Here is a 13,192-nt window from a genome sequence, read left to right as displayed (position 1 = left end):
ACATAGTGTTATATATGTGAATGTTGTGTGACAGCTAAATTTCTTAATTGTTTTACTTCATGTGGTGTTAATTCCCGAGAATCCCCCGGAGATAGACCGCTTAGATCTAGAAAGCCATATCGTTCTCTTTTTAATTTTTGGACTTTAAATCCTATAGCTTCAAACATTCTTCGAACTTGCCGATTTCTTCCTTCATGAATCGTAATTTGAACAATAGATGTACTTTTCTTTTTGTCCACCGAAAGGATTTTCACTTTCGCAGGAGCTGTTTTTCCGTCTTCTAAATGAACTCCCTTTTCTAGCTTTCGAAGTTGTTCACGAGTAGGAATTCCATTGACTTTTGCTACATAGAGCTTGTCTATATTATATTTAGGATGCATTAGAATATTAGCAAACTCTCCATCATTCGTAAGCAATAGTAGACCGGATGTATGATAATCTAATCTGCCAATTGGAAAAATACGTCTCTTTTCTTCTGGAAAAAACTCTGTTACAACCTTTCTATTTTTATCATCTGTAACAGCAGAAATGACTTCCCTCGGTTTATAGAATAAATAATACACAGGTTCTTCCCTTGTAATTGGTATTCCTTCAACTTCAACTCTGTCCTTGGAAGATACTTTTGTACCAAGCTCCTTCACAACTTTTCCATTTACCGTTACTTTACCTTCAATGATTAATTGTTCTGCTTTTCTTCTAGATGTTACCCCAGATTGCGCAATTACTTTTTGTAAACGTTCCATTTTTTCACCTCAGAATCCATCTTACTTCTATCATACCCAATTCTCAAGCTACAAGTTCAATATTATTCATAAAAGAGAATTGTTTATCTTTTTGTAATTTTTCAAAAATAAAAACGTTGTGAATTATTTTCACAACGTTTATCCAAATACTAAAGTTACTACAATAATTGAAGCAATGAAAGCTACAAAGTCAGCTAGCAATCCTACCTTCAAAGCATCACCCATTTTTCGAATTCCAACTGCTCCGAAGTAGACTGTCAGTACGTATAAAGTCGTATCAGTACTTCCTTGCATTGTTGATGCTAATCGTCCAATGAAAGAATCCGGTCCATGAGTAGCTATTAAATCAGATGTCATTCCCAAAGCTGCATTACCTGAGATAGAACGAATTATTGCTAACGGTACTACATCTGCAGGTACTCCTAAACTTAATAGTGCCGGACGAATAAGATCAATGAAAAAGTCCAATGCACCTGAAGCGCGGAATACAGTTATCGCTACTAGCATCCCTACTAAATAAGGAATAATTGAAAAAGCAATCTGAATCCCTTCTTTCCCACCTTCAACAAACATTTCGTAAGTAGGAACCCTTTTTAAAGTGCCATATACTAATATAAACCCGATCAAAACAGGAATCAACCAAAGTGAAATTAATGATATAACTGTCATCTTCGGTTTCCTCCTTTCTTAACTCTTCGATAATACAGATACCTGTCTATTAAAATAGCCCCTGTTGTAGAAATCAATGTAGCTACCAAAGTTGTTCCAACAATATCGGTTGGGTTTTGAGAGCCATAATTCATGCGAATAGCAATAATTGTCGTTGGAATTAATGTTAAGCTCGATGTATTTATCGCAAGAAAGGTGATCATGGATCGGCTAGCTGTATTTTTATCGCCATTTAACTTCTTTAATTGTTCCATAGCCTTAATTCCCATAGGTGTCGCAGCATTTCCTAAACCAAATAAGTTCGAAATCATATTTGATAATATATATCCCATAGCTGGATGATCCTTTGGCACCTCCGGAAAAAGTCTTACTACTAGCGGTTGAAAAATCCGTGCCAATTTTGTTAGCAAACCTGCCTCTTGAGCTATTCTCATTAGGCCTAACCAAAAAACTAAAATACTTATTAAGCCTATACAAATTGTGACGGCTTCTTTTGCACCTTCAAAGATTGCGGCATTAACTTCTTCAATCGTACCATTTATAATCGCGAAAATAATACCAATAACGGTCATAGATACCCAAATGACATTAACCATTTAATCGTACTCCAATCATAGAGAGAAAAAAGTCTTTAATGGTCGAAAACCACGTTTCTTCGTTAACACGTCCATTTTCATCATAATAAATCGGTAGTACTCCTATTTCTTTATTTTTCAAGGAGATGCTTACTTTACCAACAGGGCTTGGAATATCTTCTACCTCTCTCCAATTTGAATTCGGTTTTATTAACGAGATTTCTACCTTTACTAAGTTTTTTTCATCACTTTTCAAAGGAAATAAGAAATCCCGTTTAACCACTAACTTCCCTTTATAAAAATCATCTTTTATTGAATGGAGTAACCCTTTAGGCATGAGCTTTACCATTTCATATTCCGCAAATCCCCATTCAAACATTGCGATATGATCATTCCAATCATCAGGTCCATTCAGTGTGACCGCTATCAGTTTTTGATCATCTTTTTCAGCTGTTGATACTAATGTTCGCTTCGCGCGTTTCGTATAACCGGTCTTCCCACCTGTAGAATATTCATAAAGACTTGTTAGGAGTTTGTTTTTGTTTTTCCATACGCGATCCCATTTCTCCCCTGGATTTGGAGCACGATGAACTTTTGTTCCTGATATTTTTTGATATAGTTCGCTTTCCATTGCATATTTCGTTAACAATGCCATATCATATGCAGTTGAGTAGTGGTTTTCATGGTCGTCCAACCCATGGGGATTAGCAAAATTAGTATTCCTCATACCTATTTCCCGCGCTTTTTGATTCATTAAGAATACAAATCCGTCCACACTACCACCCACATATTCTGCAATAGCGACAGCGGCATCATTACCTGAACGTAACATTAAACCATATACTAAATCTTCTAATTTAATTTTCTCATTTTCTTTTAAATATATTGAAGATCCCTCTGTATACACCGCATTTTTACTAACCCGAACAATTTCGTCCATTTTTCCTGATTCAATCGCTAAGATTGCTGTCATGATCTTAGTAATACTTGCTATTCTCATCACTTTATTACCCGACTTTTCATATAAAACTCGACCTGTTTCCTGGTCCATTAAAATGGCAGTTTGCGAGGAAACTTGTGAAAAAGCAGATCCCTGTATCGGAAAATTCGTCAGACATAAAACAAGTATAATATGTAAAAGGATTACCTTTTTCAATGCAAGCATTTCAACTTCACGTCCCTTACTTGTTGTTAGTACAAGTTTATGCAGGACATGGTTGGTTATGACAAAGAAACTAAAGAGGACATCGCATTACATACAGTAATCAAAGAAGGGTTATTTCAACCTATCCGATAGAGGGATCTCATAGAGATCCCTCAATTGGTTTAATACGGTTCCCACTTTAGTTTTCTAGCATTCTGAAACCGGTAATAAACGTGGTCCCAATTCACAACATTCCACCAGTTTTCAATGTATTTGCTACGCTCGTTTTGATATTGTAAATAATAAGCATGCTCCCATACATCAAGAACTAACAATGGAATAGTATCCCATTGGGTATAATGTTGATGTTTCTCGGATTGTAATATTTCTAATCTTCTTGATCTTGGTGACCATACTAAAATAGCCCAACCTACTCCTTCCACCTTATTGGCAGCTTCACTAAAGTGAGTTTTAAAGTCATCGAAACTACCAAAATCCACATTAATTTGTTTTAATAATGAACCCTGTGGACTACCACCACCATTCGGGCTCATATTCTTCCAAAATATGGTATGCAGATAATGACCAGAGCCATTAAATGCTGCTTCACGTTCCCAATGTTTAATTAGATCATAATTCCCTTTATCTCTTGCTTCTTTCATCTTTTTTTCGGCTTTATTTAATCCATCAACATAGCTTTGGTGATGTTTATCATGGTGAAGTCTCATAATTTCTTCAGAAATATAAGGCTCTAGCGCATCGTATGAATATGGTAATGGTGGTAACGTATGTCCACCTGGCTTGACTTTTTGGTCAGCCAGACGATTTTCTTGATGTAGATAACGTTGTTGTAGATCCTCGTAAATTGTTCTTGTCTGTTCTTGAATTTCTGTCATTTTCTCTTCATCAAGCATAGATTGGTCTTGCAAATTTTCTAACTCGAAGATTAATTGATCAATTTGTTGTTTCCAGTTTAAAAATGATTCATCTTTTATATTATTTTCTTTTAATAATTGGTCAACCACACTAGACCATTCTTTAACATCCATAAGGTATTTATGATGTTCATTTATTGCCATTTTTAGACTCCTTCCAGGTTTAATCGGTTTATATTATGATTAATATTTGGAATTGTTAATAACTAATAAATAAAAAAGCACAATGGTAAGCCATTGCGCTTTTTTATTTAAGATTATTTACTTTGAACGATTTTAGTTTTATAGTCTGTTTCATAATACTCTAATTCTTCACGAATTTCTTGAAAACTTTTTTCTAGAGATCTAATTAAATCCTGGATAGATTCCGGTACAACTTCACGAAATTTAATCGAGTTTTTACCTGTATATGCACTTCTACTATCCTCATACCATTTATCTAAACGAGGTGAATAAAACTCTTGGATGCAATGATGGTGCACCCAATATAACATTTTTTCAGCAGCGCCATTGCGAAATGTTTCACTGTTTAATATAACTTTACTACCGTCTAGGCCTTCTTCACAGAACACACAAAGCCTTCGGAGGCTAGAAAGTAATGCAGTGTAATATTCTTCGGTTCCCTCAGGCTTTTCTGTCTTTAATGTATCTAAAGTAGTATTATTTAGGAAACCTCCAATTTTACTTACGGCTTCCTCTAAAAAGTCTTGTACTTTTCTACTCTGAGATTGAACTAAACTATTACTCATGACATTCCTCCACTATGAGTTTTAGAAATAAATTCATTTTCTAATATCCAAATAATGATTTCTGATTTTTCTAATTATACTATAAAATAATAGTACGCAAAGGGGAATTTGTTTTTTTTTATCAATTAATTACTTTAATTAATATTTGTATGTAATTTTACGGTTGTTTGATAAATTGCAGCGGAGAGCGCAACTCATATCCTCCGTTTTTTATAGCTTTGAGAACTTCTGGTAACTTCTCATAGTCGATTCCATCACACAACTTTAAGAGCTCAATCTTATCATTAATATAAACTCTTTTTCGATTTCTAAAATCAGGATTTTTGAGCATACATACAAGACCTATTATATCCTTAAAGAAAATTTCCTTGCCTTCCACTTTAAAAAGTGGATCTTCTAAGAATGGAACAAACTCCGAAAAGGTTTCATCAAAATAACGAAGGTAAAGAAGATGGAAAGTCTTCTCGATTCCGTTCTCTTCAAAAGTAACATCTGAACGATTAAAAAAATCTTCTGACGTATTTGGCTGTGCTTTTTCTAGTTCATATCCAACCACTTCTTTTATAATCATCCTCGCACACTCACCTCATCAATTAACACCTTTAATAATTTAAGACCAATATTAGTTTAACATATTAACAATAGAAATCCCACGTTGATATTACTCATCTTGAAAAGTTTCTTGGAATTTTTCATAAAACAGGTCCGCTTCCTCTTGAACCTCAGTTTCGTCAATTTTTTCAGGCAATGGTGGCAGTTCTTGCAATGCCTTTAGACCAAAATATTCTAAAAAAGATTTTGTAGTTCCATAGAGGATTGCTCTTCCAGTCCCTTCAGCCCGCCCAACCTCTCTTATCAAAGATTTAGATAATAAAGTTGCTAAAGGGCGGTCAGTCTTAACACCTCTAATTTCTTCTATTTCAGCTCTTGTTATTGGTTGTTTATAGGCTATAATTGCTAATGTTTCTAATGCAGCTTGTGACAACGTTGAGGTAGTAGGTGACTCAACCAACCGCTGAAAGTAAGGAGCATGTTCTCGTTTAGTAGTGAGTTGATATACACCAGCTACCTCAACAATATCAATTCCCCGATCAGAATTAGAGTATGTTCTTTTTAATTCTTCTAACAACTCGACTGCAACTAATTCACTTATTTGCAGGACATCTGCTAGCTGTGATATTTCTATTCCTTCGTCACCTACTACGAATAATAATCCTTCGGCCACAGCCTTCATTTGATCAAGATTCATAATTCACTGCCCTTTCATTGCTGTAAATAAAAATATCTTCAAAATTCTTTTCCTGTTCGCACTTGATTGCATTTTTTTTCATTAATTCCAGGATGGCTAGAAACGAAACAACAATGTGGCTACGGTCATTAATCGGAAACAACGAATAAAAATTCATCCTTCCATTTGCCTGATCCAACTCTTTTAGTATTTCCTCCATCCTTTGCCTAATTGGAATTTCTTGTCGTTGTATTTTAGTCATTTTAGGCTCTTTTAATTTCTTCTTTTTCAACAAATGTTGTAAAGCACTTAACATATCATATAATGAAACATCAGATATGGGGTTTTCGCTTTGATCAGAAATGTAGGGAGCTAAATTACCAGGCGGTCTCGTGTATAGCTGACTCCGTTCTTTTTCATATTCCTTTAGTTGTATCGCCGCTTCTTTATATTTTCTATACTCTAAAAGTCTGCGCATTAACTCATCTCTAGGATCTTCTTCTAGCTCTTCAGAGTCATAACCCAATTCCTCCGCAATCGTATCTTCAGACTTTGGTAATAACATCTTACTCTTAATTGCCAAAAGAGTTGCAGCCATGACAAGATACTCACTTGCGATATCAAGTTGTAGCTCTTGCATGGCATGTATATAAAGTAAGTATTGCTCGGTTATTTGTGCCATTGGGATATCATAAATATCTATTTCATAGCGATTAATTAAATGTAAAAGTAAGTCTAAAGGTCCTTCAAACGCATCTATCTTTACGTTATATTCCATCTGCATCCCACCAACAAATATTCTCTATAGCAAATTTCAAACTAAATTTATAATAGCAAAAAATGAGCAATTTCTATAGGTGGAAAAAAATTCATTGTCGATAACCGTTGAAAAGTCTGCCACCATATGGTTTTAGAATCATATCAATATATTCAATTAATAAGTGTTTCTTTCTACCTTTATAGTACTCATTAAATCGATTGAAAAATTCAGTTGCCTGCTGTTCATCATATTGCCTAAAGGCTCGAGCAAGCCATTTTCCCTGTCCTGTCCATTTTTGATTTGTCCGCAAAATAAATTCATGAACCAATTCTGCTAGCTTATTTGTAATAAAAAGCGATTCCGTTTCATCCTCCGAACCAATTAAATCTTCCAAGGAATCTGTAATCATATAACGTGAATAATTAATTTGATCTTCAGTCCAAGGTAACGGTCCATCTATAAGCCTTAATTTCGCTTCAGCTTGGAGCTGTCTCGCCATTTCTCCACCTTTAAGAATGATACCTTCAGCGCACATTCGTGGTAGTATGGGATTTCCGAGTAAGCAATCTCCTTCATAAAAAGTATAAAAGCTTTCTATATTATAAACAAATGTTTCGATTGGCCACCCGAATTTTTCAAAACAATTCCTGCTCATAGTATTTTCAGTTTCATCAATAATTAGAATATCAAGGTCAGAACTAGAAGTAGATTGTTCCCTAACTACGCTGCCTGCTAATATCACAATTGAACTGTTTGGATAAATTTCTTCTATAAAACGGTTAGCAGCATCTAATGGTTTTAATTTCATTAAAACTCCTCCCTCCATTGGATAATTTATGTAAATCGCCTAATTTGGTGAATTTTTAGTAATTCCCTGATACCTGCCTATACAGGAACTATTAATTTTCATATGTTAATACCGTAAGCTATAAAAACATGAAGGAGGATGTTATAAATGAGTGGAACTGCAGGTTTTGGATATGGCGGAGGTTTCGCGTTAATTGTTGTATTGTTCATTTTGTTAATTATCGTTGGAGCTGCTTGGTTTTAAAATGTGAAAAGTAATGAAGAAGTGCCTATTTCGGGCACTTCTTCTATTTTATTTATGTTTTAAAAGTAGAATTTTTGCACATTACCCTATTTTCCACTATCATGGTTTTATATTTAACAAATGAGAACAGGGAAAAAGGAGTGGAATATAGCTATGTATCCAAAAGCATATATAGACTATCTCGTTTTTTTTCATGGACCACGTGATTATTTCGAATGTCATGAAGTCCTTGAAGAATATTGGAAACAAGATGGAAACCAAATTCGCAACTCATTTTGGGTTGGCCTTATCCAAGTGGCCGTTGCACTTTACCACCAAAGAAACGGAAATATGAACGGAGCCCAAAGAACCTTGACTAAAGCTATCTCGATCTTAAATAGAAATATTAACATACTTAATGAATATGGAATCAACAAGCAGTTTATTAATAAATTGGAAAAAAGGCTTTATGAAATTAAAAGCCATACAGCTTATTACAGTTTTAATATTCCAATAGATGACCAAGTACTTCTTAATACATGTCAGAAAATTTGCGAGGAATTAGGTTATAAGTGGGGAAGTGCAAGTGATTTGTACAACGAATCATTAGTGCACAAACACCGTCTCCGCGATCGCACAGAAATAATAAAAGAACGGGAAAAACAAAAGAAATTACGGGAAGAAAAACAGTAAACGGGGAAATAAATAATTCTTTTACTTTGATTGGCCAGGAAGAAACAACAGAACCCATAAAATTACGAGTGGGTTCGTTGTTGGTTTTAATTATTTATTTACATTTATTGAAAAAGTGTATGGTGTATTCATCTGGAATAATATCTACTTCATTTCCCAAAAGTTCACGTAATTCTGTTAACATTTTTTTACCTTTTCCTTGGCCGCGATAAGACGGATTAACACTCACATGTTTAAGGGTAGCAGTTTGTTCTTCTAACCTAATTCCGACTATACCAATAATATCCTCTTCTTTATATAGAAATAGCTGCCAATTCTCCCCATTTTCATATAATTTTATTGTTTGTTGAAGATTTTTGATATCTTTTTCAGCAGGCATGAAAGAGAGTAAGCCCATGGCAAGTTTTTCATAACTCTTTTTATAACGTATCAACATATGAATCCCTCATTATTAATTGATCATTACAGCATATGAAATAATACTATTATTGCTAACCAAAATTTTACCCGATTCAACAATTGTAATCAATGGTTAATTTTTATCTTGATCACATCTACATACTAAACATTATTATAAAAACAGCTAAGCAAATGGCTTAGCTGTTTGTTTTAAAACTTTTTTAATGATTTTAAGTGGCAGGTGTTGTTGCAGTGTCATCTGCTGCTTCTGTTCCACCTGTTGTATCTTCAGCCGCTGTGTCGTCTGCTGCTTCCGTTCCACCTGTTGTATCTTCAGCCGCTGTGTCGTCTGCTGTTTCCGTTCCACCTGTTGTATCTTCAGTCGCTGTGTCGTCTGCTGCTTCTGTTCCACCTGTTGTATCTTCAGCTGTTTCTACTACTATATAGCCCTGTCTAATTAACTTCATGAGTGTGGCCGCTACTTCAGCGCGAGTTATTCCACGGTCAGGTTCGAATTTACCACCACCCACACCAGTCATCATTCCATAATCTCGGATAGCTTTGATATCATCTGCAGCCCAGTTACCTTCGATATCAGTGAAATCTGTTTGATTTCCTGCTAATCCTGTTTCTTGCTCTTGACTTAAATTACCTTCCTCAGCTGCTTGTTCAGCATCTTCTGCAGCTTCCTCTGCATCTTCAGCCGCTTCTTCTGCATCTTCTGCAGCTTGTTGTGCCTCTTCTACTGCATCAGTATCTTCTGTTGTATCTGTTCCTGTTGTATCTGTTCCCGTTGTATCTGTTCCTGTTGTATCTGTTCCTGTTGTATCTGTTCCCGTTGTATCTGTTCCCGTTGTATCTGTTCCCGTTGTATCTGTTCCCGTTGTATCTGTTCCTGTTGTATCTGTTCCTGTTGTATCTGTTCCCGTTGTATCTGTTCCTGTTGTATCTGTTCCTGTTGTATCTGTTCCTGTTGTATCATCTGCAGTATTTACTCTCAACAAGCCAAAGTTATTGTCGTTATTTTCATATCCTACAGGACTTATACCATTGTTAGTATCTCTACCAGCCTCATCATTTGCTGCCCCACATCCTGCTAAACCACCTGCTACGATTACTGTTGAAACTATAGTGAGTAATTTCTTGTTCAATTTTAATTCCCCCTTTCACTAACTATAATTTGATTTTTAGTGCATTTATATAACTGTCAGTTATAGTTAAAAAAATAGTTAAATCTTCTTTAAAAGGGAAATATATTAAGGTAAAAAAAAACTCTTATCATAAAAATGATAAGAGTTTAAAGTGATTTATTCTTCCCAAACCTTTACTTCCTTCATCACGTCACCTTGACGGATTCTTAACACAGTATCCATACCTTCAATAACTTGTCCAAAAACTGTATGAACCCCATCTAAGTGTGGTTGTGATTCATGGACAATAAAAAATTGGCTGCCGCCTGTATCTTTTCCTGCGTGGGCCATTGATAATGCACCAGCTACATGCTTATGAGGATTTCCTTCAGTTTCACATTTGATTGTATAGCCAGGACCACCAGTTCCGTTTCCAACTGGACAACCACCTTGCGCAACAAAACCTTGAATTACACGATGGAAAGTTAGACCGTCATAGTATCCTTCCTTAGCGAGTTTTTCAAAATTTTCTACAGTTCCTGGTGCCTCATTTGGAAAAAGTTCGATAACGATTTTTTCCCCATTTTCAAATTCAATTGACGCTTTTTTCATTGTATGTATACCTCCTAAATGTATTCCATTCTATTCTACACTATTTATCATAAAAATAAAAAAATGGAATGTTCATTTCCATAGATCGACATTTTACGGAAAACTAAAGTAGAGCTTTTGCCCTACTTTTTATGTATTATTCAAGAATTCGTTTTGCACCGATATAGCGGGAACCCCAATAATACGGATCATTTATACTAGAAATCATAACACCTTTAGAAGAAGATGCGTGGATGAACTCGTTATTCCCTGTATAAATACCTACATGAGAGATCCTAGAACCTGATGTATTAAAAAAAACTAAATCTCCTTTTTTTAACTCCGCCTTTTCTACACTGGTACCTTGCTTATAGAGAGTTGCAGCTTGTCGTTCAGTATTGATACCGTTTTCAGTTTCAAAGACATAATTCACAAAGCCTGAACAATCAAATCCACTTGGTGAGCTCCCTGCTGTTTTATAAGGCACTCCTATGTATGTTTTAGCACTTTCTATTACCTCTTCGACCATATTGGTTTCTTCTTTTGCCGCCATAGCTGTTGTACTAAAAACACTAGTAAGAATTAAGATTACAAATGTAGCTAGGACTTTCTTCACTATTTCACCTCCCGTAGTTATGACTAATTTTTTTCAATAATCATATATTTCTACAAAAGCTCGAAAATTCCTGTCGATAAATTTACAAAAATGATTTTTTAATCGTTTTGTAACATTTTTGTAAATAAAATGGAAAAACAAAATGACCACTGACATTTCTTGTCAGTGGTCATCGCTTATTATCAGTTATTTTACAATTTAAATGAGCTTTTTAATGAAACAATTTCGTTAAATACGAGCTTTTCATCAGTTGTATACTTCGGATCAACATTAAAATAGCCATGTCTAAAAAATTGAAATTTATCATGTGGCTTAGCATCAGACATGTTAGGTTCAACAAAACCATTAAGTATTTGGAGTGAATTAGGATTTACATAATCCAAAAATGTTTTATCCTCTTCTTGCTCTTCATCCAAAATAAATGGCTCATATATTCTAAATTCCGCGGCTTTAGCATGAGTTGCATCAACCCAATGAAGCGTTCCCTTTACTTTACGACCAGTAAACCCAGTCCCACTCTTCGTTTCAGGATCATATGTACAATGAATCTCAATAACGTTACCATTTTCATCTTTAATGAAATCATGGCATTTAATAAAATAAGCATGCTTTAAGCGTACTTCGTTGTCCGGAAATAATCGGAAATACTTTTTCGGTGGATTTTCCATAAAATCCTCTTGCTCAATATATATTTCTCTCGAAAAAGGAATTTTCCGAAAGCCCATTTCAGGATTTTCAGGATTTATCTCAGCATTTAACCATTCTACCTGTCCTTCAGGATAATTAGTTATAATAACTTTTAATGGTCGAATGACTCCCATTGTTCTAGGAGCTTTTAGTTTCAAATCTTCGCGAACAAAGTGTTCAAGCATTTGAGCATCAACCGTACTATAGCTCCGTGCAACCCCAATTTCGCGACAAAATGCTCGAATTGATTCAGGCGTATATCCTTTTCTTCTTAGCCCTGAGATTGTAGGCATTCGTGGATCATCCCATCCATCCGCATAGCCTTGATCAACTAACAGTTTTAATTTACGTTTGCTCATTACCGTATTAGTTATGTTTAACCGTGCAAACTCAATTTGTTTTGGAACCTTTTCCATTTCACATTCAGCGACAACCCAATCATATAATGGCCGATGATCTTCAAACTCTAATGTACAAATAGAATGTGTAACACCTTCAATCGCATCTTCAAGTGGATGAGCAAAGTCATACATCGGGTAAATACACCACTTATCTCCTGTGTTATGATGTGATGAATGGCTAATCCGATATAGTACCGGATCTCTCAAATTAATATTTGGGGAGGACATATCAATTTTTGCCCGAAGAACTTTTTCCCCATCTTTAAATTCACCATTTCTCATTCTTTGAAATAAGTCTAGGTTTTCTTCTACAGTTCGATTACGATACTTGCTTTCTGTACCTGGTTCTTTAAGCGTACCACGCATTTGACGGATTTCTTCTGGTGAAGAATCATCCACATATGCCTTTCCTTTTTTAATAAGAATGATTGCTCGTTCAAACATCTCTTCAAAATAATCCGATGCAAAAAATAAATTGTCCCAATCATAACCTAACCACTTGACATCCTCTTTAATGGACTCTACATATTCTGTATCTTCCTTTAATGGATTAGTGTCGTCAAACCGCAAATTAGTTTTCCCTTTAAATTCGTCTGCTAATTCAAAATTTAATACAATGGATTTAGCATGACCGATATGTAAATAACCGTTTGGCTCAGGTGGAAATCGTGTAATGATTCCATCATAATTCCCGCCTTTAAGATCCTCAATCACTATATTTTTGATGAAGTTTGATGAGGTTTGTTTATTTTCTTCCATTATACTCAACCTTTCTAAACCCTATATGATGTTATTATTTATAACATAAATTTTCATGCTTTTCCATGTTTAATCATATTAGT

At 35.0% G+C, this 13,192-nt stretch carries 17 protein-coding genes; 2 read left to right on the top strand and 15 right to left on the bottom strand.

Going from position 1 to position 13,192, the window contains the following annotated elements; translation table 11 throughout:
• Positions 1–8: 8 nt before the first annotated feature.
• From C1724_RS05595 to C1724_RS05550, 10 genes are all read right to left on the bottom strand, one after another.
• The gene (locus C1724_RS05595; RefSeq protein ID WP_102345726.1) at positions 9–743 is read right to left on the bottom strand and encodes a pseudouridine synthase; all 735 of its coding nucleotides are present in this window, start codon (positions 741–743) and stop codon (positions 9–11) included.
• 138 nt (positions 744–881) lie between these two features.
• Entirely contained in the window at positions 882–1,412 is a 531-nt protein-coding gene (locus tag C1724_RS05590) for a spore maturation protein (RefSeq protein WP_102345725.1), read from the bottom strand.
• Entirely contained in the window at positions 1,409–2,008 is a 600-nt protein-coding gene (locus C1724_RS05585; RefSeq protein ID WP_102345724.1) for a nucleoside recognition domain-containing protein, read from the bottom strand. Before C1724_RS05585 ends, C1724_RS05590 begins: the two co-directional genes overlap by 4 nt.
• Positions 2,001–3,152, bottom strand: coding sequence for a D-alanyl-D-alanine carboxypeptidase family protein (locus tag C1724_RS05580; protein ID WP_102345723.1), 1,152 nt, complete (start codon positions 3,150–3,152; stop codon positions 2,001–2,003). The genes C1724_RS05585 and C1724_RS05580 overlap by 8 nt, the downstream gene beginning before the upstream one ends.
• Positions 3,153–3,313: 161 nt before the next feature.
• Positions 3,314–4,210 (bottom strand): superoxide dismutase, encoded by an 897-nt coding sequence (locus C1724_RS05575; RefSeq protein WP_102345722.1) that lies wholly within the window; start codon positions 4,208–4,210, stop codon positions 3,314–3,316.
• 113 nt (positions 4,211–4,323) lie between these two features.
• Positions 4,324–4,815, bottom strand: coding sequence for a DUF3907 family protein (locus C1724_RS05570; protein WP_102345721.1), 492 nt, complete (start codon positions 4,813–4,815; stop codon positions 4,324–4,326).
• Between the two features lie 157 nt (positions 4,816–4,972).
• Entirely contained in the window at positions 4,973–5,386 is a 414-nt protein-coding gene (locus C1724_RS05565) for a hypothetical protein (RefSeq protein WP_102345720.1), read from the bottom strand.
• 90 nt (positions 5,387–5,476) lie between these two features.
• The gene (gene scpB, locus C1724_RS05560) at positions 5,477–6,064 is read right to left on the bottom strand and encodes an SMC-Scp complex subunit ScpB (protein ID WP_102345719.1); all 588 of its coding nucleotides are present in this window, start codon (positions 6,062–6,064) and stop codon (positions 5,477–5,479) included.
• Entirely contained in the window at positions 6,054–6,821 is a 768-nt protein-coding gene (locus tag C1724_RS05555) for a segregation/condensation protein A (RefSeq protein ID WP_180994126.1), read from the bottom strand. Before C1724_RS05555 ends, scpB begins: the two co-directional genes overlap by 11 nt.
• Before the next feature lie 91 nt (positions 6,822–6,912).
• The gene (locus C1724_RS05550) at positions 6,913–7,611 is read right to left on the bottom strand and encodes a nucleotidyltransferase domain-containing protein (protein ID WP_102345717.1); all 699 of its coding nucleotides are present in this window, start codon (positions 7,609–7,611) and stop codon (positions 6,913–6,915) included.
• A gap of 147 nt (positions 7,612–7,758) precedes the next feature.
• Here C1724_RS05550 and C1724_RS05545 point away from each other — a divergent pair, with 147 nt between their 5' ends.
• Together C1724_RS05545 and C1724_RS05540 are read left to right on the top strand one after the other, a co-directional pair.
• Positions 7,759–7,854, top strand: a complete 96-nt coding sequence (locus C1724_RS05545) for a YjcZ family sporulation protein (protein WP_102345716.1) — start codon at positions 7,759–7,761, stop codon at positions 7,852–7,854.
• Positions 7,855–8,007: 153 nt separating this feature from the next.
• The gene (locus C1724_RS05540; RefSeq protein ID WP_102345715.1) at positions 8,008–8,526 is read left to right on the top strand and encodes a DUF309 domain-containing protein; all 519 of its coding nucleotides are present in this window, start codon (positions 8,008–8,010) and stop codon (positions 8,524–8,526) included.
• A gap of 94 nt (positions 8,527–8,620) precedes the next feature.
• Here the strand turns inward: C1724_RS05540 and C1724_RS05535 are convergent, their stop codons facing one another.
• The 5 genes from C1724_RS05535 to C1724_RS05515 all read right to left on the bottom strand — a co-directional run bounded on the left by C1724_RS05535 (position 8,621) and on the right by C1724_RS05515 (position 13,109).
• Positions 8,621–8,962: a GNAT family N-acetyltransferase gene (locus tag C1724_RS05535; protein WP_102345714.1), complete on the bottom strand. Its 342-nt coding sequence runs from the start codon at positions 8,960–8,962 to the stop codon at positions 8,621–8,623.
• A gap of 193 nt (positions 8,963–9,155) precedes the next feature.
• Positions 9,156–10,076, bottom strand: coding sequence for an S-layer homology domain-containing protein (locus C1724_RS05530; protein ID WP_102345713.1), 921 nt, complete (start codon positions 10,074–10,076; stop codon positions 9,156–9,158).
• 156 nt (positions 10,077–10,232) lie between these two features.
• Entirely contained in the window at positions 10,233–10,667 is a 435-nt protein-coding gene (locus C1724_RS05525) for a peptidylprolyl isomerase (RefSeq protein WP_102345712.1), read from the bottom strand.
• A gap of 136 nt (positions 10,668–10,803) precedes the next feature.
• Complete coding sequence (locus tag C1724_RS05520) at positions 10,804–11,262, bottom strand: C40 family peptidase (RefSeq protein ID WP_258000281.1); 459 nt, start codon at positions 11,260–11,262, stop codon at positions 10,804–10,806.
• A 191-nt stretch (positions 11,263–11,453) separates the two neighbouring features.
• On the bottom strand, positions 11,454–13,109 hold the full coding sequence (locus C1724_RS05515) for a glutamine--tRNA ligase/YqeY domain fusion protein (RefSeq protein ID WP_102345711.1): 1,656 nt from the start codon (positions 13,107–13,109) through the stop codon (positions 11,454–11,456).
• Between the last annotated feature and the right edge of the window lie 83 nt (positions 13,110–13,192).

It is taken from the genome of Bacillus sp. Marseille-P3661 (assembly GCF_900240995.1).
In the GTDB taxonomy this organism is placed as follows: domain Bacteria; phylum Bacillota; class Bacilli; order Bacillales; family Bacillaceae_J; genus OESV01.
The sequence above is the reverse complement of the archived record's forward strand: the minus strand, read 5'-3'. Positions and strand labels throughout refer to the sequence as shown.

Coding starts and splice junctions, on each gene's coding strand:
- C1724_RS05585 (WP_102345724.1), bottom strand. CDS start 2,008: ATGGTTAATGTCATTTGGGTATCTATGACCGTTATTGGTATTATTTTC.
- C1724_RS05595 (WP_102345726.1), bottom strand. CDS start 743: ATGGAACGTTTACAAAAAGTAATTGCGCAATCTGGGGTAACATCTAGA.
- C1724_RS05580 (WP_102345723.1), bottom strand. CDS start 3,152: ATGCTTGCATTGAAAAAGGTAATCCTTTTACATATTATACTTGTTTTA.
- C1724_RS05545 (WP_102345716.1), top strand. CDS start 7,759: ATGAGTGGAACTGCAGGTTTTGGATATGGCGGAGGTTTCGCGTTAATT.
- C1724_RS05570 (WP_102345721.1), bottom strand. CDS start 4,815: ATGAGTAATAGTTTAGTTCAATCTCAGAGTAGAAAAGTACAAGACTTT.
- C1724_RS05590 (WP_102345725.1), bottom strand. CDS start 1,412: ATGACAGTTATATCATTAATTTCACTTTGGTTGATTCCTGTTTTGATC.
- C1724_RS05515 (WP_102345711.1), bottom strand. CDS start 13,109: ATGGAAGAAAATAAACAAACCTCATCAAACTTCATCAAAAATATAGTG.
- C1724_RS05565 (WP_102345720.1), bottom strand. CDS start 5,386: ATGATTATAAAAGAAGTGGTTGGATATGAACTAGAAAAAGCACAGCCA.
- C1724_RS05540 (WP_102345715.1), top strand. CDS start 8,008: ATGTATCCAAAAGCATATATAGACTATCTCGTTTTTTTTCATGGACCA.
- C1724_RS05525 (WP_102345712.1), bottom strand. CDS start 10,667: ATGAAAAAAGCGTCAATTGAATTTGAAAATGGGGAAAAAATCGTTATC.
- C1724_RS05555 (WP_180994126.1), bottom strand. CDS start 6,821: ATGGAATATAACGTAAAGATAGATGCGTTTGAAGGACCTTTAGACTTA.
- C1724_RS05550 (WP_102345717.1), bottom strand. CDS start 7,611: ATGAAATTAAAACCATTAGATGCTGCTAACCGTTTTATAGAAGAAATT.
- C1724_RS05575 (WP_102345722.1), bottom strand. CDS start 4,210: ATGGCAATAAATGAACATCATAAATACCTTATGGATGTTAAAGAATGG.
- C1724_RS05535 (WP_102345714.1), bottom strand. CDS start 8,962: ATGTTGATACGTTATAAAAAGAGTTATGAAAAACTTGCCATGGGCTTA.
- scpB (WP_102345719.1), bottom strand. CDS start 6,064: ATGAATCTTGATCAAATGAAGGCTGTGGCCGAAGGATTATTATTCGTA.